The 18,492-nt window shown below is 50.8% G+C and carries 14 protein-coding genes and 1 pseudogene; 14 read left to right on the forward strand and 1 reads right to left on the reverse strand.

What is annotated here, in order from left to right; translation table 11 throughout:
* Positions 1 to 40 precede the first annotated feature (40 nt).
* The 14 genes and pseudogenes from G006_RS0123600 (at position 41) to G006_RS26735 (ending at position 17,202) form a co-directional block, all read left to right on the forward strand.
* Positions 41 to 487 (forward strand): hypothetical protein, encoded by a 447-nt coding sequence (locus G006_RS0123600; RefSeq protein ID WP_020485700.1) that lies wholly within the window; start codon positions 41 to 43, stop codon positions 485 to 487.
* A gap of 108 nt (positions 488 to 595) precedes the next feature.
* On the forward strand, positions 596 to 883 hold the full coding sequence (locus tag G006_RS0123605) for a hypothetical protein (protein ID WP_020485701.1): 288 nt from the start codon (positions 596 to 598) through the stop codon (positions 881 to 883).
* Between the two features lie 110 nt (positions 884 to 993).
* Positions 994 to 2,586, forward strand: coding sequence for a hypothetical protein (locus tag G006_RS0123610; RefSeq protein WP_026147264.1), 1,593 nt, complete (start codon positions 994 to 996; stop codon positions 2,584 to 2,586).
* Positions 2,587 to 2,648: 62 nt separating this feature from the next.
* Entirely contained in the window at positions 2,649 to 4,973 is a 2,325-nt protein-coding gene (rnr, locus tag G006_RS26385) for a ribonuclease R (RefSeq protein ID WP_020485702.1), read from the forward strand.
* A complete protein-coding gene (gene rlmB, locus G006_RS0123620) occupies positions 4,970 to 5,713 on the forward strand; it encodes a 23S rRNA (guanosine(2251)-2'-O)-methyltransferase RlmB (protein ID WP_020485703.1) in 744 nt (247 codons plus the stop codon). The genes rnr and rlmB overlap by 4 nt, the downstream gene beginning before the upstream one ends.
* Positions 5,714 to 5,718: 5 nt before the next feature.
* On the forward strand, positions 5,719 to 6,015 hold the full coding sequence (locus tag G006_RS0123625) for a c-type cytochrome (protein WP_020485704.1): 297 nt from the start codon (positions 5,719 to 5,721) through the stop codon (positions 6,013 to 6,015).
* Positions 6,015 to 7,313: an NAD(P)/FAD-dependent oxidoreductase gene (locus tag G006_RS0123630; RefSeq protein ID WP_020485705.1), complete on the forward strand. Its 1,299-nt coding sequence runs from the start codon at positions 6,015 to 6,017 to the stop codon at positions 7,311 to 7,313. The genes G006_RS0123625 and G006_RS0123630 overlap by 1 nt, the downstream gene beginning before the upstream one ends.
* 195 nt (positions 7,314 to 7,508) lie before the next feature.
* Positions 7,509 to 9,845 (forward strand): outer membrane protein assembly factor BamA, encoded by a 2,337-nt coding sequence (bamA, locus tag G006_RS0123635; RefSeq protein WP_442785767.1) that lies wholly within the window; start codon positions 7,509 to 7,511, stop codon positions 9,843 to 9,845.
* An 85-nt stretch (positions 9,846 to 9,930) separates the two neighbouring features.
* Positions 9,931 to 10,431: an OmpH family outer membrane protein gene (locus tag G006_RS0123640; protein WP_020485707.1), complete on the forward strand. Its 501-nt coding sequence runs from the start codon at positions 9,931 to 9,933 to the stop codon at positions 10,429 to 10,431.
* A gap of 107 nt (positions 10,432 to 10,538) precedes the next feature.
* Positions 10,539 to 10,988 carry a 3-hydroxyacyl-ACP dehydratase FabZ gene (gene fabZ, locus G006_RS0123645; protein ID WP_020485708.1) on the forward strand — a complete coding sequence of 150 codons (450 nt, stop codon included), beginning with the start codon at positions 10,539 to 10,541 and terminating at the stop codon, positions 10,986 to 10,988.
* A complete protein-coding gene (lpxA, locus tag G006_RS0123650; RefSeq protein WP_020485709.1) occupies positions 10,989 to 11,759 on the forward strand; it encodes an acyl-ACP--UDP-N-acetylglucosamine O-acyltransferase in 771 nt (256 codons plus the stop codon).
* Positions 11,734 to 12,324, forward strand: coding sequence for a ribonuclease HII (gene rnhB, locus G006_RS0123655; protein WP_020485710.1), 591 nt, complete (start codon positions 11,734 to 11,736; stop codon positions 12,322 to 12,324). The genes lpxA and rnhB overlap by 26 nt, the downstream gene beginning before the upstream one ends.
* Positions 12,325 to 12,330: 6 nt before the next feature.
* Positions 12,331 to 15,819, forward strand: coding sequence for a DNA polymerase III subunit alpha (dnaE, locus tag G006_RS0123660; RefSeq protein WP_020485711.1), 3,489 nt, complete (start codon positions 12,331 to 12,333; stop codon positions 15,817 to 15,819).
* 122 nt (positions 15,820 to 15,941) lie between these two features.
* Positions 15,942 to 17,202 (forward strand): annotated as a pseudogene (locus G006_RS26735) (IS256 family transposase).
* A 235-nt stretch (positions 17,203 to 17,437) separates the two neighbouring features.
* On the opposite strand, the gene G006_RS26395 reads toward G006_RS26735, so the two are convergent.
* Positions 17,438 to 18,484: a hypothetical protein gene (locus G006_RS26395; protein WP_020485712.1), complete on the reverse strand. Its 1,047-nt coding sequence runs from the start codon at positions 18,482 to 18,484 to the stop codon at positions 17,438 to 17,440.
* Between the last annotated feature and the right edge of the window lie 8 nt (positions 18,485 to 18,492).

An 18,492-nucleotide genomic window follows, 5' to 3' on the forward strand; every position in this document is an offset into this window, starting at 1 on the left:
ATCGATTTGTATTTAAGGTTTTATAAAAATGGAGATTCTAATGTCAACCCAGTTTTTTCGATTTATTCCGCTGTTGGCGCTAAGCCTAAGCGGACTGTTTTTCGTGTCTCCGGCAGCCGCGCAATCGCTAACATCCTGCACGATGACTTACAAGTTAAGTGGTTGGTCACTCGTTTATAAGCAATATGATGGCCTTGGTAATATCAGTTGTAGTAACGGACAGCGGGCACAAGTTGCACTGGCTTCCAAGAGCATAGGTTTTACCATCGGTAAATCGGAAATAGAGGGCACCGGGGTGTTTTCCGAAGTGAGAAATTTGAATGAAATCTATGGCAGCTTTGTCGCTTTTGAAGGGCACGCCGGCGCCACCAAGTCGATAGACGGGCAACTGCTAACCCGCGGCGAAATCTCTTTGGCACTCTCCGGCAAGGGTCGCGGTATAGACATTGGCGTCACGCTGGGCGCTTTGACTATCTCGCCTAGATGATCGGTTTTTACGTTGCCAGTGCTTACCGGTAAGGTTCGAGATTTTGCTGATTATGACAATGATAGGTAAGCTGTGCCGTATATAGTCCGAGATCAGGCAGGTGCAATTGTGCAACTGCGCGACAGCGGCGACGAGTGGCTCGATGTCGACCACCCGGAAGTAGCGGTATTTTTGCAGAAGGTCCCAAGTGATAAGGCAAGGGAAGCCTTGTCAGCCACCGATAACGATATGGTCAGAGTGATAGACGACTTGGTGGATTTACTGGTGGCCAATCAGGTATTGATTTTTACCGAGCTTCCTGAACGCGTGCAAACCAAGTTATTGGCAAGGAAACAACTCAGAAAGGATGTGAATGCCTTGCAAAATTTGATGATAGACGACGAAGGGTTGTTCTAGGCGATGGCTGATGGCTTAGCAACGCAGCGCGCTGTTGGTTTTGTCGCCTATTGGGATGTCATCCTGCATAGTGAGGGATACCCAGTACTTTCATCAATAATGGATTCTTTGTGAAAAACTCTTTTTTTCTGGTCATACCCCAGCAAAAAAATGATCCCCAATTATCGGCGTCGTTTACCGACGATGCGTTACGGCAATGGATTGCGGAACTGCCGACTGCCAATCCCGGTCTGGCTGCCCGTTTGTTCTACGAGTTATTGGGCGAATTGATTTCGGTGGAAATGCCGGCGGCAAAACGCTTGCATGCCTTGGAGTTACTCAGAGACAGCTTTTACTTGATCGACGATTATTTGCGCTCGCGACTGATCAAGTTTGGTTTCCCCAAGGGTGAAAGCGAAAAAAAAATCTTCGGCTTGGCCTGCGCAATCGAAAGACAATTTACCATCGGCTATTGGAGCGTGGTGAAGGATTTGACCCGCCGCGAAATCGGTTGGTTACAGGGTAAGTCTACCGCGCTGGCGATACAGCGCACTATCCGGGGCTTGAGCCGGATAGTGATAAGTCACTACATGATGAGCTATCCGGTGCCGGACTGGATCTGGATCGATTTGCACTCGTTGTATAAACTCGCCGTGAAGCTGGATAAGGCTAGCTCTAAGGTGGCAGACCAGGGCGGTATATTCAGCAAACTGTCGTCAGTCGAAGACAGCTATAAACAAATATTGCTGCTGAGTTTGGCCTACCCATCCGGATTGATGCAGAAAGAGTTTCAACTGGTTTATGAGTTTTTGGAGAAAATCAGCGATTTTCTGCAAATCGAAACCAAACCGGTAGCCGAGCAAGCCGTGCAATGCGCGATTTTAATGGACGAAGACTTGCCGCCGGCGTTTTTGCTCAGTGGCACGCAAACAGATCGCAGGTCGGACTCGGCCATGCTTTACCTGAATCTGACCAAGTTGGGTAAAGTGATCAAGCAGGCAGACAAGTTGTGCAGCAAGGACGAAGCGCGCTTTAGTTCGCTGGAGATCGATAAAAATAATCATCAAAAGCTATCGGCGGAACTGTTCGACTATCTGATGCAGCGCTGGCAAGGGAAGGAGCCGCAAGGGACGGTATATTTTGCTGATCGGCTGGATAGATATGTGGCTATTGGTTTGGAAACGACCTATGATCTATTGGAAACCGGTAGGCCCGGTTTGGAAACCGGTCTGGAAATACGGGCCGAGACTGACTCCGAGCGCGCCTTGTCTTGTAATTTCCAAAAGGAAGGCGTGCTGTCTATCGGCAGCTTGGTGAGTTTCCGCAAGATAGACGCGATGCCGCAACAACGCTCGCTCGGCGTGGTGTGCAAAATACTGCTCCCCAAGCAGGATTCCAAGCTGATATTCGAGGTGATGGTAATCGCCGCCCAAGCTTTCCCGGTGGCTTATCAGGCGCTGGAGGCGGACACCGACGCGGAGCGCAAGAAAGCCTTAATCTATGGCATAAGAGATAACGAAGGCGAAAAAAGCTTTATCATCATGGATTCTTTTCGCTTGAAAGACGGCGATTTATTGCGAATGTTTATGGGACATGAGAATTTTCCCATCATTTTGAACGGCCGCAGAAATATCGGCTTGGGCTACTGGCAGTTCGAATGCCGGCGTATTCTGGACGACGTCATTCCCACGCAGAACAAGAAGAAAGGCTATGATTTTATATAACAAAGACGATTGCCGGCCGGTTCCGACAGGGAATAGGCGGCAGAACCCAGCAAGCAGATTCAATGACATCAAATACCGATCAGACAGCTGATTTTAACGCACTCGTCGATCCGCACGCCCAGCGTGAGGCCGAAAAATACGAGAACCCCATACCCAGTCGCGAGCTGATCCTCCAGCTTATTCAAGAAGCCGGCAAGCCGTTACGCCGCCAACAAATCGCCCAACAATTTGCTCTGGAAACTCCCGATGCCTTGGAAGCGCTACGCCGCAGGCTGCGCGCCATGGAGCGTGACGGTCAGTTAAGTTTTAACAGCCGGCAAAAATATAGCCTGGGCTCCGGGGATAACACCATCGCCGGACGGGTGCTCGGCCATCCGGAAGGCTTCGGTTTCTTGAAACCCGATGACGGTAGCGAAGACTTGTTTTTGTCGCCGCGGGAAATGAAGCCGCTGATGCCAAATGACCGCGTAATCGCCCGGGTGGCCGGCATTGATAGACGTGGCCGCCGTGAAGCGGCAGTGATTGAAATCAGCGAACGCAATACGCATCAAGTGGTCGGCCGGTTTTTTACCGAGGGCCGCGTGGCTTATGTGGTGCCGGATAACAAAAAAATCGCTCACGAAGTGTTGATTGCCAAGGAAGACGTTGGTCATGCCAAGCAAGGTCAGATCGTGGTGGCCGAAATCATTCAGCAACCTAGCCAGCATTGCCAGCCTTTGGGCCGCATCACCGAAGTACTGGGCGCGCATATGGCACCTGGCATGGAAATCGAAATGGCGATTCGCTCGCACGATTTGCCTAATCAGTGGCCGGACCAGTTACTGGAAGAAATCAAGGAACTAACCCCACAAGTGCCCGAGTCCGCCAAGCAGGGTAGGGAAGATATTCGCAAGTTGCCCTTGGTAACCATAGATGGCGAAGATGCCCGAGATTTTGACGATGCCGTCTACGCGCAGAAAACCCCAAAAGGCTGGAAACTGTTGGTAGCGATTGCCGACGTCTCGCACTATGTAAAAGTCGATACCGCTTTGGATGCCGAAGCTAAAAATCGCAGTACCTCAGTATATTTTCCGGAAAAAGTGATACCGATGCTGCCGGAGATACTCTCCAACGGTTTGTGTTCATTGAACCCGGATGTGGATCGCTTATGCATGGTCTGCGAGTTGCTGATCAACGAAGAAGGGAATGTCCTGCGTTCGCGGTTTTTTGAAGCTGTGATGCGTTCTCATGCGCGTTTGACCTATACCGAAGTAGCAAAAATGCTGGTGGATGGGGATCAGAAACTGGCGAAAAAACATGCCGCTTTATTGCCGCATCTACAGACCTTATACGGCTTGTATAAAGTGATGCGCAATCAGCGTGAGTTGCGCGGGGCGATGGATTTCGACACTCAGGAGACCAAGATCGTCTTTGGGCCGGAGCGCAAAATCGCGGAAATAGTACCTCTGCAACGTAACGATGCCCATAAGTTGATCGAAGAATTTATGATCACCGCCAACACGGCAGCGGCGCGGTTTTTGAACAAGAAAAAAATGCCGCGCCTGCTGCGGATTCACGACGGCCCCGGCCCGGAAAAATTACTGGCGCTGAAAACCTTTCTCGGCGAACTGGGCTTATTTCTGGGCGGCAAGGCTCAACCCACGCCATTGGATTACATGCATCTGCTGGAGTCGGTAAAGGAGCGTCCCGACGCGCATTTGATTCAGACCATTTTGCTGCGCTCCATGTCGCAAGCCGTCTACAGCCCGGAAACCAAAGGCCATTTCGGTTTGGCGCTGGATGCTTATGCGCATTTCACCTCGCCGATCCGCCGCTACCCGGATTTGCTGGTGCATAGGGCGATTCGCCACTGTTTGGCAGGCAAATCGGTGGATAGTTTTCATTACACCCATCCCGATATGGTGTTGTTGGGCGAACATTGTTCGGCGAACGAGCGCCGCGCCGACGACGCCACCCGCGATGTGGTGAGCTGGCTGAAATGCGAATACATGATGGACAAAATCGGCGAAGAGTTCGACGGCGTAATTTCCGCTGTGACCGGTTTTGGGTTTTTCGTTGAATTACAATCGATTTACGTGGAAGGCTTGGTGCACATCGCCTCCTTGGTACAGGATTATTTTGCCTTCGACGCCAGCAAACACCAGTTATACGGCGAGCGCACCGGCGTGCGTTACCGCTTGGGCGATATGGTCAAAATTCGCGTGGTGCGGGTTAATCTGGACGACAAGAAAATCGATTTCGAGTTGATACAGTCGGGTAAGAAAATCGCCAAAACCAAGTCATCTTCCAGCCGTAAAAAAGTTGCAGCTAACAGCAAAACTGTTAAATCAGATAACGATAAAAAAGCCCCAAGTAAGCCAAAAGCCAAAAGACGCCGTCGCTCATGAATTTAACCCAATTGTTTGGCATTCATGCGGTGCAGGCCGCGTTGGATTATTCGCCACAGAAAATTCGCCGTGCCTGGATCGATAGTCAAAGGCAGGATGTGCGTCTGAAGCAAGTGATTGACGATCTAATCAAGCTTGGCATCAATCCGGAAAAAACCGAGCGCAAAAAACTCGAAAAGATGGCCGACGGCAAAAATCACCAAGGCATTGTGGTGGCCGTGGAATTGCCGGCGATGCGCAGCGAAGACCAACTCAAGCACGATGTCGAAGCGCTAACCACTATGCCGTTTTATCTGGTGCTGGATCAAGTGCAAGATCCGCATAATCTCGGCGCTTGTCTACGCACTGCGGATGCAGTGGGCGCGCATGGCGTTATCGTTACCAAAGACAATGCCGCCGGGATTACGCCGACGGTTTGCAAAGTAGCCAGCGGCGCGGCGGAAACGGTGCCGGTGTATCAGGTTACCAATCTGGCCAGGGTGCTACGCTGGTTGAAAGAGCAGAATATCTGGATCATGGGCGCGGCCGGCGAAGCCGAGCAGACGGTGTTTCAGACGAAGCTGGATATGCCCCTGGCGGTGGTAATGGGTACGGAAGGTACCGGCATGCGCCATTTGACCCGTCAGCATTGTGATTTTCTGGTGAAGATTCCTATGGCTGGACAGGTGGAAAGCCTAAACGTATCGGTGGCGGCTGGCGTATTGTTGTACGAAGTGTTTCGGCAGAAACTGCTTGCTTAAACGGCATGAAGCGAATTTTCTATGCGGCGGCGGCTCTAGTTGCTAGTGCGTTAAATTCTATTGCTCATGCCGAAATTGATGCACGAGCGATTGCCTTTAATTGCCGGAATTGTCACGCCGAGTCGAGCTTGGATGCCAAAAGCTCAATCCCTTCTTTAAAAAATTTATCCGCACAACAGATCCGGCAAGCCTTGCTGGATTTTAAATACGATAAAAACCCAGCCACATTGATGCCCCGTCTGGCTAAAGCTTATAGCGATGCTGAACTTGCGGCTGTTGCGGAATTCTTGAGTCGAAATTAATGGCTGGGTTATCCCGCAGACGTTTTTTGCAAGGCGTTGCCGGCTTGGGAGCGGGCGTTCTTAGCGGTTGTGGCGGATTGCCGCTCCGTAGCGGTGCCAAAGCTCATGTCGTTGTGGTCGGTGGCGGCTTCGGTGGCGCGACGGCGGCGAAATATCTGCGTTTGCTGGATGCGAATATTCAAGTCACGCTGATCGAACCCAAAGCCAAATATGTCACTTGTCCTGGCAGTAATTGGTTGTTTGCCGGTTTGGCGAACCTCGACCAGTTGACAGTCGATTATCAGTCTTTGCAAGACAGTTATGGAGTCAAGCTGTTAGTTGATCGCGTTAGTAGTTTGGGCGCTGCACAAAGGCTATTGCGCTTGGTCGGGGGACAAAGCGTCACTTATGACAGGTTAATCATGTCGCCTGGCATCGATTTTCGCTGGGATGCGATGGCCGGTTACGATCAGGCTGCCGCAGAGCAATTTCCGCATGCCTGGCAGGCCGGTCCGCAGACCTTACTGCTGGCGCGGCAACTACAAGCGATGCCGGATGGTGGGGTGGTGTTGATGGTCGTGCCGGCCGATCCTTATCGGTGTCCGCCCGGCCCTTACGAGCGGGCCAGTATGATGGCTTATTGGTTGAAACAGCATAAACCGCGTTCGAAAATACTCATTCTCGATGCCAAGCGCAGCTTTTCCAAACAGGCGCTGTTCGAAGCCGGTTGGGCGAAACATTACGGTTACGGCACCGCCAATAGCCTGATCGAGTGGCATAGCTTGGCGGATAATCCTTTGCTCGAACTGGATAAGCAGAATAGGATGCTGACTAGCGAATTCGGCGACAGCTTCCGGGGCGATGTTTTGAATATCATTCCGCCGCAAACCGCCGCACAAATCGCCTTGCAGCAGGGTTTGACCGATAGCACCGCTTGGTGTCCGGTTCGGCCGTTGACCGGGCAATCGTTATTTGACGAGTTTATCCATGTAATCGGCGATTCCGCGCACTACGCGCCCATCCCTAAATCCGCTTTTGCCGCGAATTCCGAAGCCAAAGCGTGTGCGTTGGCGGTGACGAGCTTAATCAATCAGACCCCCATCGCTGAAGCGCATTGGCTCAATACCTGCTATAGCCTGATCACGCCTGAGCACGGCATTTCCGTGGCCGGAGTTTACGAACTGGACTCGGCCAACGCGATTGCGCCGGTGAAAGGAGCTGGCGGCGTCAGTGCGCGAACGGATGGCGAAGCGGCCGCTATGGAAGCGGATTATACGCGTGCCGTTTATCGGAGCTTGATTGCCGATACATTTGGTTAATTTGATCATAAATGTTTTATTTCAATAGTTTGTGTTAGTTTTTTGTAATTTTTTTTGAATTGTTTTTCCTTGCAATTGAAACTGAATAAGAAAGCAATTTTTCGGCCAGAATTTACGAGTATTTACCATTGAAGGCGCGGGAATCCGAAAACAGCGTGTTACAATCGCGCCTGTTCCTTTTCCATGGTTGACTGCGTGAAGAAAAAACCGCTATTACAAATACTGTTGTTGAGTATGCTGTCCGGCAAGGCCGCTCATGCAAGCAGCTTTGTAGTTGAGGATATTCAGGTCAAGGGCTTACAAAGAATTTCCGCCGGTACTGTCTACAACTATTTGCCGGTTAATGTCGGCGAAACCTTTTCCGAAGACAAGCAAGCCGCGGCCATCAGAGCCTTATTCAACACCGGATTTTTCAAGGATATATCGCTGGAACGCGATGGCGGCACGCTGGTGGTGAATGTGGTCGAGCGGCCTTCGGTCGCGAAAGTGGTTATCGAAGGCAACAAGGACATCAAAAAAGAAGATTTGACAGAAGCCTTGAAGAAAATCGGCTTGGCGGAAGGCAAGGTTTATAACAAGCAAATCCTGGACAAGGTCGAACAAGAACTGCGCCGGCAATATTTCAGCCACGGTAAATACGGCCTGAAAATTAAAACCGAAGTCTCGGAATTGACGCGTAATCGGGTCGGCATTCATATCGATATTTCCGAGGGCCGGGTTGCCAAAATCAAGCAAATCAATATCGTCGGCAGCAAATCCTTTGCCAACGATCTGTTGCGGAAAGAATTCGAATTAAGCACTACCAACTTCCTGTCTTTTTATTCCAAAGACGACCAATATTCCAAACAAAAGCTGTCCGCGGATTTGGAAAAACTGCGTTCGTATTATCTGGACCGCGGTTATATCAATTTCTCCATCGAATCCACTCAGGTCGATATCACGGCTGATAAAAAGGAAATTTACATCACTATCAACGTCAAGGAAGGCGATGTGTACACCTTGGAAAAGGTCAAACTGTCCGGTGAGTTGATTGTGCCGCCGGAAGAGTTGATCAAATTGGTTAAAGTCGGGCCCGGCGAGATTTTCTCCCGGAAAAACGCCACCGAAACGTCTAAGTCTATTTCTGACCGATTGGGCGACGAAGGCTACACCTTTGCCAACGTGAATATGGTGCCGGAAATTAACGAGCAGCAAAAAACCGTGGCGATGACCTTCTTTGTCGATCCGGGCAAACGTGTGTATGTGCGACGAATTAACGTCAAGGGCAACACCAAGACCCGTGACGAAGTGATTCGCCGGGAAGCTCGGCAGATGGAGTCCAGTTGGGCGGCCAGCAGCAAGATCGAGCGGACCAAGACCCGTTTGGATAGATTGGGTTATTTTGAGGAAGTGGGGGTGGAAACCCCGCCTGTAGTGGGTTCGGCCGATCAGATCGATGTCAATTACACCATCAAGGAAAAAGCCTCCGGTAACTTGCAGGCCGGTGTCGGTTACTCGCAAGTGCAAGGGATTATTTTTAACGCCAACGTGTCGCAAGACAATATCTTCGGTACCGGTAAGCGGCTGGATTTTGCGTTCAACAACAGTAGTATTCTGACGCGTTATAATCTGGGTTTTTCAGATCCTTATTACACGCTGGATGGCGTGGCGATGGGCTACAACCTGGGTTACACTTCTAGAAATGCCTACGCGGCTAACTTGGCGGCTTACAACACAACGATCACGAATGCCGGTGTCAACTTTGGTATTCCGCTGAATGAGTTCGACCGCATTGGTTTCGATATTGATTTAAAGCGCACCGAGATTGAAAATACTAACTTATCGTCGGACACGATTCTAAAATTCTTAGGGTTTCAGAAGGGTGACAACATTTCGGCTATCCGGTCGAAAAGCTTTGATACGCTGTCCACTTCTGTGGGTTGGACTCACGATACTTTAGACAGAGCCACCTTCGCTCATAGCGGTGGTCAGCAAAGGCTGTCCGGATTGATTACCGTACCCGGTAGTGATTTGGAATATTTCAAAGTCGGCTATAAACATCAGCATTATTTTCCCTTGTCCAACGACTTTACCTTCCGCTTGTTGGGTGAGGTAGCGCATGGCGGAAGCTATGGTGGTAGTTCGGGTTTGCCTTTTTTTGAAAACTATTTTGCTGGTGGTACGGGTGACGTACGGGGTTTTATGCAAAATACCCTCGGTGTCATTGACACCAACGACATCAACACCGCCAATACTTACAACCGTCCTATCGGTGGTTCCACAAAAATGATTGGCAAGGCTGAGCTGTTTTTCCCTGTGCCGTTCTTAAGCGATCTGAAATCGGTGCGGATTGGCTCGTTTGTTGACGCTGGTACGCTGGCACCCGGACTTAGTACCGGCGATTTGCGCAAGTATTTCCGGTATTCGGTTGGTTTGTCCGGCGAATGGTTGTCGCCGTTTGGGGCCTTGGCAGTGAGCGTCGCCCAACCACTGAATTCCGAGAGTACCGATAGAACTCAAGCCTTCCAGTTCACCTTCGGCTCGGGATTTTAGTTTAGTTTGAGCCTGTTTTGCCCTATAATCGCCTTTGCGTTCTGTCTTAAACTCAAAAAAAAATTAACCGGAGATGGTTTTGACCATGAAAAATAGAATTTCTTTGTTTCTAATGCTGATGATTTTTGCTGGCGTGAGTCACGCAGAGCTGAAAATCGGTTTTGTCAATGTGGCCAAGGTTTTGGAAAAAGCGCCACAAGCGGCCAAAGCAAAAACTCGCTTGGAAACTGAATTTTCACCAAGAGACAAAGCGCTGGTTTCTCAGCAAAAAGAGATCAAATCGCTGGAAGAAAAGTTGGGCCGCGACACTGCGGTCATGGGCGAAGAAGAGCGTCATAGAATCGAAAAAGACATTCTGGATAAAAAACGCGACGCGGCTCGTGCACAACAAGAGTTCAGCGAAGATTTCAACATGCGTAGAAACGAAGAGTTGGGCAACCTACAAAAACGCATCGTAGAAGCAGTAAGAGCGTTAGCCAAAGAAGAGTCTTTTGATTTGTTGCTGACCGACGGTGTTATTTACGCCAACGATCAAATTGACGTTACCAGTCGCGTTCAGCAAAAACTGGAAAACTTGTCGCAGTAAGATTTTCCCCGATGCTTCCCTGATTGCGGAAGCATGCAGCACCTTAAGTGGGGGAGTTCCTGGTCTAAGCGAACTTCCCGCTTCTCTTCATTTCGCACAGATAACTCATGGCCGGCACACTCGATATTTTACAAATTCAGGAACTCTTGCCACATCGCTATCCTTTCTTGCTGGTAGACAGGGTGCTTGAGTGCGAGCCGGGCGTGCGTTTGCTGGCTGTGAAAAACGTGACATTTAACGAGCCGTTTTTTCAAGGCCACTTTCCAAGTCAGCCCATCATGCCTGGTGTGTTGATCATGGAAGCCCTGGCGCAAGCCACCGCGCTACTGACCTCGCAAAGTAACGACCAATTGGGCAAAGGCACGATTTATTACTTGGCGGGCATCGACAATGCCCGTTTCAAAAAACAAGTCGTTCCCGGCGACCAATTGCGCCTGGAAGTCACTTACATCAAACACAAGCGTCACCTATGGTCGTTCGATTGCCGTGCGGAAGTAGATGGCGAACTGGCCGCCAGTACGCAAATCATGTGTGCGGCTGTGGCCGCAGAGGCTTAAATGATAGATCCCAGAGCGGTTGTGCATATCAATGCCGAATTGGCCGACGATGTTAAAGTGGGGCCATTCTCGGTTATTGGCCCGGATGTGCAGATAGATTCAGGTACCGAGATCGGGCCGCATGTGGTGATTAAAGGCCCTACCGCCATTGGTAAAGATAATACGATCTACCAATTCACCTCGATAGGCGAAGACCCGCAAGATAAAAAGTACGCCGATGAAATCACCCGTCTGGAAATCGGCGACCGCAACGTGATACGCGAATTTTGCACGATGCACCGTGGGACGCAGCAAGATCGAGGGTTGACTTTGATCGGCAGCGATAATTTGTTCATGGCTTATACCCACGTGGCGCACGATTGCGAGATCGGCGATCATGTCATCATGGCGAATGGCGCCTCGATCGCTGGTCATGTGCATCTCGGCGATCACGCTATTTTGGGCGGTTTTACGTTGGTGCATCAGTTTACCCAAATCGGCGAATACAGTTTTTCGGCAATGGGTAGTGCGATCACTCAGGATATTCCGCCGTATGTAATGGTGGGTGGCAGACCGACCCGGCCGCACGGCATCAATTCGGTCGGTATGGAACGTAACGGCGTGCCGCCGGAAGTGATTCGGCAGATTCGTAAAGCCTATAAAATCCTCTATAAAAACAATCTGCGTCTGGAAGACGCCATCGAAGAAATGGAAGATATGGCCGGCGAAAGCAACGAACTTTCCAATATGGTCAGCTTTCTACGTAATGTCACGCGCGGTATCCTCCGATAACACCCCACGCATAGCCGGTATCGACGAAGTTGGCCGCGGCTGCATAGTCGGCCCGGTGGTTGCCGCTGCCGTGATTCTCGATTCTGCCAAACCGATTCCCGGATTGACCGACTCTAAAAAGCTCACCGAAAAGAAACGCAAGCTGCTGGCCGAACAGATCAAGGCCAACGCTTTGTGCTGGGCCGTTGCCCGCGCCGAAGCCAGTGAAATCGACGATATCAACATTCTGCAAGCTACAATGGTGGCGATGCAAAGAGCTGTGTCGCAATTGAACTATCGCCCGGATTGGGTCAAGGTGGACGGCAATCGTTTGCCAAACTTGGATATACCTGGCGAAGCTATCGTGCAAGGCGATTTATTGGTCGAGGAAATTTCCGCCGCTTCGATATTAGCCAAAGTCGCCCGCGATGAGGAAATGCAGACGCTGGATAGGCTGTATCCCGGCTATTCTTTTGCTATCCACAAAGGCTATCCTACCCAGCAGCATTTAGCGGCATTAGCGCAGCTTGGGTTCACCCCGCAGCATCGAAAATCGTTTGCCCCTGTTAAAAAGTATCTTGTTTAAACAGCCATGACGCCGAGTTTCGTTCATCTTCGTATTCATACCGAGTTCTCCCTGGTTGACGGTATCGTCAGGATCAAGCCGTTGGTGAAGAAACTGGCTGAGTATCAAATGCCGGCTGCTGCGATTACCGAACAGAGCAATTTGTTCTCGCTGGTTAAATTCTATAAAGCAGCGCAAGGTGCCGGCATCAAACCCTTGATCGGCGCCGATGTGCTGATTTTCAACCCCGACGAGCCGGCCTCGCCGTTTCGTTTGACCATGTTGGCGCGTAATAAAAAAGGCTACGTCAGGCTGACCGAGCTAATTTCCCGAGGCTACCAGGAAGGGCAGCATCAAGGGATTCCGATGTTGCAGAAAGACTGGATTGCCGAGAATCATGAGGGTTTGATCGTGTTATCGGGAGCGATGGACGGCGATGTCGGTCAGGCTTTGTTGGCGGAAAATGCCGAGCAAGCCAAACGTTGTGCCGAATATTGGCGGGATTTGTTCGAAGACAGTTTTTACCTGGAATTGCAGCGGCTCGGTAAAGTGGACGAGGAGCGTTACATCAAACTAGCAGCGGATTTGGCTGCCGAACTGGATTTGCCGGTGGTTGCCACCAACGACGTGCGTTTTATCAGTAAAAACGATTTCGACGCGCATGAAGTGCGCGTCTGTATTCATCAGGGCCGGGTGCTGGACGATAGTCGCCGGCCAAAAAACTATACCGCTCAGCAATATTTGCGCACTGCCGAGGAAATGGCGGAATTGTTCGCCGACATTCCGGAGGCCTTGGCCAATAGCGTGGAAATCGCCAAACGCTGCAATGTCGAGCTGACGCTGGGCGAAAACTATTTGCCCGATTTTCCTGTCCCCGAAGGCATGACTCTGGACGAGTATTTTAAACAGGCCTCTCGGCAAGGCCTGGAAGAACGCTTGATCCAGTATCCGCCGATAGGCAAGGGCAGCTTCTCGGAAAACCGAAAAGTCTATGACGAACGCTTGGAAGTCGAGCTGAACGTGATCACCCAAATGGGTTTTCCCGGCTATTTCATGATTGTTGCCGACTTTATTCAGTGGGCGAAGAACAATGCGATACCGGTGGGGCCGGGGCGGGGCTCCGGTGCCGGTTCCTTGGTGGCGTACGCATTGAAGATTACCGATCTGGATCCGATCGAATTCGATTTGCTGTTTGAGCGGTTTTTGAACCCGGAGCGGGTGTCGATGCCCGATTTTGATATCGACTTTTGCATGGAACGCCGCGACGAGGTCATTGATTACGTGGCCCGTCACTATGGCCGCGATCACGTGTCACAGATTATCACCTACGGCTCGATGGCGGCCAAGGCGGTGATTCGCGACGTGGGGCGGGTGATGGGTCACGCCTACGGTTTTGTGGACAGGCTGGCAAAATTGATTCCCTTTGAAATTGGCATGACGCTGGATAAGGCCCTGCAAGACAGTGCCGAATTGAAGGCTTTGTACGATACCGAGGAAGAGGTTAAATCCCTGATCGATATGGCGCGTTCGCTGGAAGGTATTTCCCGTAACGCCGGCAAACACGCGGGCGGCGTGGTGATTTCGCCGACCAAGCTTACCGATTTCAGTCCATTGTATTGCGAGCAGGGCGGCGGCAATCTGGTGACGCAGTTCGATAAGGACGATGTCGAAGCGGTTGGCTTGGTCAAATTCGACTTCCTGGGTTTACGGACGTTGACGATTATCGATTGGGCGCTGCAAACCATCAATCGCCAGCGCGCGCAGCGTGGCGAAGAGCCGGTCGATATTTCCCAGATTCCGCGCGACGACCTGCCAAGCTATGAATTGTTAAAAAACGCCCAGACTACGGCCGTGTTTCAGCTGGAGTCGCGCGGCATGAAGGAGTTGATCAAAAAACTGAAACCGGATTGCTTCGACGATATCATCGCCTTGGTGGCCTTATTCCGTCCCGGACCGTTGGAGTCGGGCATGGTCGACGACTACATCAACGTCAAACACGGTGCCAAGGCCGAATATGCCCATCCATTGTTGGAACCCATCCTTAAGCCCACCAATGGCGTTATTCTGTATCAGGAGCAGGTGATGCAGATTGCTCGGGAATTGGCCAGTTACACCTTGGGCGGTGCTGACATGTTGCGGCGGGCGATGGGTAAGAAAAAGCCGGAGGAAATGGCCAAGGAGCGGGAAAAATTCATGTCGGGTGCGGTGGCAAATCAGATTGACGCGGCGATTGCCACTTATGTGTTTGACCTGATGGAGAAGTTTGCCGGCTACGGTTTCAACAAGTCGCATTCGGCGGCTTACGCTTTGGTTGCTTATCAAACCGCCTGGTTGAAGGCACATTTTCCGGCCGCGTTCATGGCGGCGGTGATGTCGTCGGATATGGATAACACCGATAAAGTGGTGGTGTTGATCGATGAATGCCGGGAAATGAAGCTGGAGATCTGCCCGCCGGACATTAATGTTTCAGACTTTCGTTTTACTGTAAACGACCAGGGTCAGATTGTTTACGGTATCGGTGCGATCAAGGGTGTCGGCGAAAATGCAATTGAAGATCTGTTAAAAGAGCGGGCCGCCAACGGAGCGTTTGCGGGTTTGTACGATCTGTGCAAGCGCGTCGATTTACGCAAGGTCAATCGCCGGGTTCTGGAAGCATTGATCAGAGCCGGGGCGCTGGATACTATCGATCCAAATCGCGCGGCGCATCTCGCCGAATTAACCACAGCGCTGCGAGTTGCCGAACAACACGGAAAAATGGCGCTGGCCGGTCAAAACGATCTATTCGGTTTGGCGGTACAAGTCGAAGTGAGCGACGGTGAAGCGGAAGCTTATTCCACCGTGGTCGAGCCTTGGACCGAAAAAGAAAAGCTGGAAGCGGAAAAGCAAACTTTGGGTCTGTTTCTAACAGGTCATCCTATCGCCGAATATCTGCCGGAATTAAAACATATCACCCACGGCTCGCTAGCCAGTCTGGAGGTCGATGCCGGCCGCTCCAGAGGTAAAATGGAAGCGCGTGTTGCCGGCTTGATCGTGGAAATGCGTACCCGGCAAACCAAGCAGGGCAAGATGATGGGTTTTGCAACGCTGGACGACCGTACCGGCCGGCTGGAAGTGGCGGCCTTCAGCAATATTTACGACAAATATCGCAACCTGCTCAGCAAAGACACGATCCTGATTGCCGAAGGCTCATTGGCAATGGACGACTTTACCAACAGTCTGAGGATGACTGCCGAGAAGCTCTACAGCATGGAAGAAGCGCGCGAGTTATATGCCCGCGGAATTACATTAACGATAGACCTGGCCAATGGCGGCCTGCCGCCGGGTTGGCTGGCAAGCCTACAGACCACGCTAACGCCATTCTGCGGCGGCCAATGTCCGATCCAAATCGAGTATCGCACTGCCACCGACAAAGCCATCCTGCAATTGGGTGACGACTGGCGCGTATGTCCGAGCGATGAACTCTTGATCCGCCTGCGGCGCTTGCTGTCTAACGAAACGGTGCTGGTTAGGTACTGACCTGGCGTTTGAGGGCGCTGCATTTCTGTTTGCTGAGGGGATAGGCTGAGTTCGGGAGGGTGTAAGAATTTTTGTGTAAACGGCCATTAGGCAGGAAACTGTCGTTCCTTAGAGGAGAAAAAATGACCGTATCAAAATCCATCCCGACCGAGCTGCTCGATACCTTGCTATCGGATTATCAAAAACCCGAAGACCTGATTGGCGAAAACGGCCTGTTGAAGCAGTTAACCAAGGCGCTGGTCGAGCGCGCGTTGGAAGCCGAAATGACCGAACATCTAGGCCACGCCAAGCATGACCCCATCACCAATTCCAGTGGCAATGCCCGTAATGGCAAGAGCCGAAAAAACCTCAAAGGCGACTTCGGCGAATTACCGATTGAGATTCCGCGTGACCGTCACGGCAGCTTCGAGCCGCAAATCGTCGCCAAACATCAAACGCGCTGGACAGGTTTCGACGACAAGATCATTTCACTGTACGCCCGCGGCCTGACGGTGCGAGAAATCCAGAGTCATCTGGAAGAGCTGTATGGGACTGAGGTTTCGCCTTCGTTGATTTCCTCGGTCACCGACGCGGTAGCCGATGAAGTTAAAGCCTGGCAATCGCGGCCACTGGAACCGGTTTATCCCATTGTTTATCTTGACTGCATTCACGTCAAAGTGCGCGATACCGGTGCCGTGCGGGTCAAAGCCGTCTATCTGGCGATTGGTATCAATCTGAATGGCGAGAAGGAAGTCCTGGGGCTATGGATCGCCCAAACCGAAGGGGCTAAGTTCTACCCAAAGGGCATAAATGGTTACAGGTGGTGACCGAACTGAAAAATCGCGGCGTGCAGGACATTTTCATCGCCTGTGTCGATGGCCTGAAAGGTTTTCCCGAAGCCATTGAAACCGTTTATCCGCAAACCGCCGTTCAGCTTTGCATCGTCCATCTAGTGCGCAACAGCCTGAACTATGTCGGTTGGAAAATGCGCAAACGGATTGCCGATGACCTCAAGCGGATTTATCAATCGGCTACCGTAGCAGAGGCCGAGCAGCAACTGGTTGAGTTCGAGGCACAATGGAACGGCGATTACCCTTCGATTGCCCAGATATGGCGGCGTAATTGGAGCCGGATCATCCCGTTTTTCGACTATCCACCGGAAATACGCCGAATCATCTACACCATTTATGCCCTGTGGGTACCAATGCCATCGAGTCGGTCAATATGAGCCTTAGGAAAATCACTAAAAATCGTGGCTCTTTCCCCAATGACGAGGCATTATCGAAACTGTTTTATCTGGCGCTGATGAATATCAGTAAAAAATGGACCATGCCCTTGCATGACTGGAAAGCCGCTTTAAATCGGTTTAGCATTCAGTTTGACGACCGGATGCCAAACCATTAATAAACACCGTTTACACAAAATTCAGGACACCCTCGAGTTCGGCCAAAAATTGACGTTCAACTCCAACTCATTAGTGTCTGCTTACACATACATTGCGTAAGTAGAACAACGGGCAGTTAGAGAGTTTGTGAGCCGAACCGATCGCAAATATGCGGTGTACTTTGTTTATCGTGTCCTATTGGGTGACTGTGGACGAGATTTTATGCCAGACAGTTCTCCATTAGGCTTGGACTATTTAATCACTGGGTTTTCCAGGACCCGAGTTAATAGTCGTCATGCGCCGCATCGCGCCTGCGCCAATTCTTCCGTTAAGGATATCCGCCCCACAAGGACTACCCGCACTACATTCGAGCATCATGGAATTGAAATCGTAAATACTCGAATGGCCACAATTGCCCTTGGGGTACGGAACTCCTTTGGCGACATAGAAATTTGCCGAATTCCCGCCATACAGGCCGGCGGGACAGACAAACTCTTTCAAGACCATAAACGCGTTATCCAAATATGGAGGAATATCAGGTGGCTTTTTATTCATTTGCGCATATTCTTGTTTAAGCAATCTGGTCCATTCCGCGACATCGTCGAGTGTCGCTTTTCTTAATATATTTTCCTTCAAGGCCTGTTCCAAACCGGCATTCCCCGCTAACGGCGTATTTGGTATTCGAAACGATTCAAGTGGGGTTGCGTTCGAAGTCACCAAGCTCACACCATAAGTCAAAGGGTTGCCAATCGATACTTTGCCTCTCTTGACCCGACTGAAACTCGCTATCGGTCTATTAAAAAGTTGCTGCGCTTGTTTGTCTTCATTCGACCCCGTTTTATTGTTTGTCAAGTCCGTTAATTCGCAAGGGCCTTGTTCATCATAGCTGCTAGCCAATACCGGCGTTCCGGCAGGCAATCCCGAAACTCGTTGTTTGTGATAACCGAAAACGGAAACCGCTAGGATTTTGGTTCCCGCCGTCCAGCCTATATTCCAAATCGTGGCGTTATAAGTGCCCAACATCAATACAACTGGTTTATCGATTGAATTGACGACAACATCTATTTTCCTGGCGGCATTTCCACTTTTTTGTTCTATGACAAAATCAAGTTCTTTACCCTCTCCGCCGCCTGCGGCCGAGACAATAACATTGTCACTTAACTCCAGTTTTCCGAAACTGCAACTGAGCGGTTGCTCGACAGTAAATGGGATGAGAGTGTTACTGATCGAATTGTCTAAAGGCTTTTCTGTTGCACATGCTTGTATCAGCAGTAATGCAGTAGAACTCAGCAATTTACGCATGGTGATCT

Origin of the sequence: Methylomonas sp. MK1 (assembly GCF_000365425.1) — a bacterium.
Lineage (GTDB): Bacteria > Pseudomonadota > Gammaproteobacteria > Methylococcales > Methylomonadaceae > Methylomonas.

Bases quoted from the DNA above. Each gene is read 5' to 3' on its own strand.
- G006_RS0123600 (WP_020485700.1), top strand. From the start codon at position 41: ATGTCAACCCAGTTTTTTCGATTTATTCCGCTGTTGGCGCTAAGCCTA.
- rnr (WP_020485702.1), top strand. From the start codon at position 2,649: ATGACATCAAATACCGATCAGACAGCTGATTTTAACGCACTCGTCGAT.
- rlmB (WP_020485703.1), top strand. From the start codon at position 4,970: ATGAATTTAACCCAATTGTTTGGCATTCATGCGGTGCAGGCCGCGTTG.
- G006_RS0123625 (WP_020485704.1), top strand. From the start codon at position 5,719: ATGAAGCGAATTTTCTATGCGGCGGCGGCTCTAGTTGCTAGTGCGTTA.
- G006_RS0123630 (WP_020485705.1), top strand. From the start codon at position 6,015: ATGGCTGGGTTATCCCGCAGACGTTTTTTGCAAGGCGTTGCCGGCTTG.
- G006_RS0123640 (WP_020485707.1), top strand. From the start codon at position 9,931: ATGAAAAATAGAATTTCTTTGTTTCTAATGCTGATGATTTTTGCTGGC.
- fabZ (WP_020485708.1), top strand. From the start codon at position 10,539: ATGGCCGGCACACTCGATATTTTACAAATTCAGGAACTCTTGCCACAT.
- lpxA (WP_020485709.1), top strand. From the start codon at position 10,989: ATGATAGATCCCAGAGCGGTTGTGCATATCAATGCCGAATTGGCCGAC.
- rnhB (WP_020485710.1), top strand. From the start codon at position 11,734: ATGTCACGCGCGGTATCCTCCGATAACACCCCACGCATAGCCGGTATC.
- dnaE (WP_020485711.1), top strand. From the start codon at position 12,331: ATGACGCCGAGTTTCGTTCATCTTCGTATTCATACCGAGTTCTCCCTG.
- G006_RS26395 (WP_020485712.1), bottom strand. From the start codon at position 18,484: ATGCGTAAATTGCTGAGTTCTACTGCATTACTGCTGATACAAGCATGT.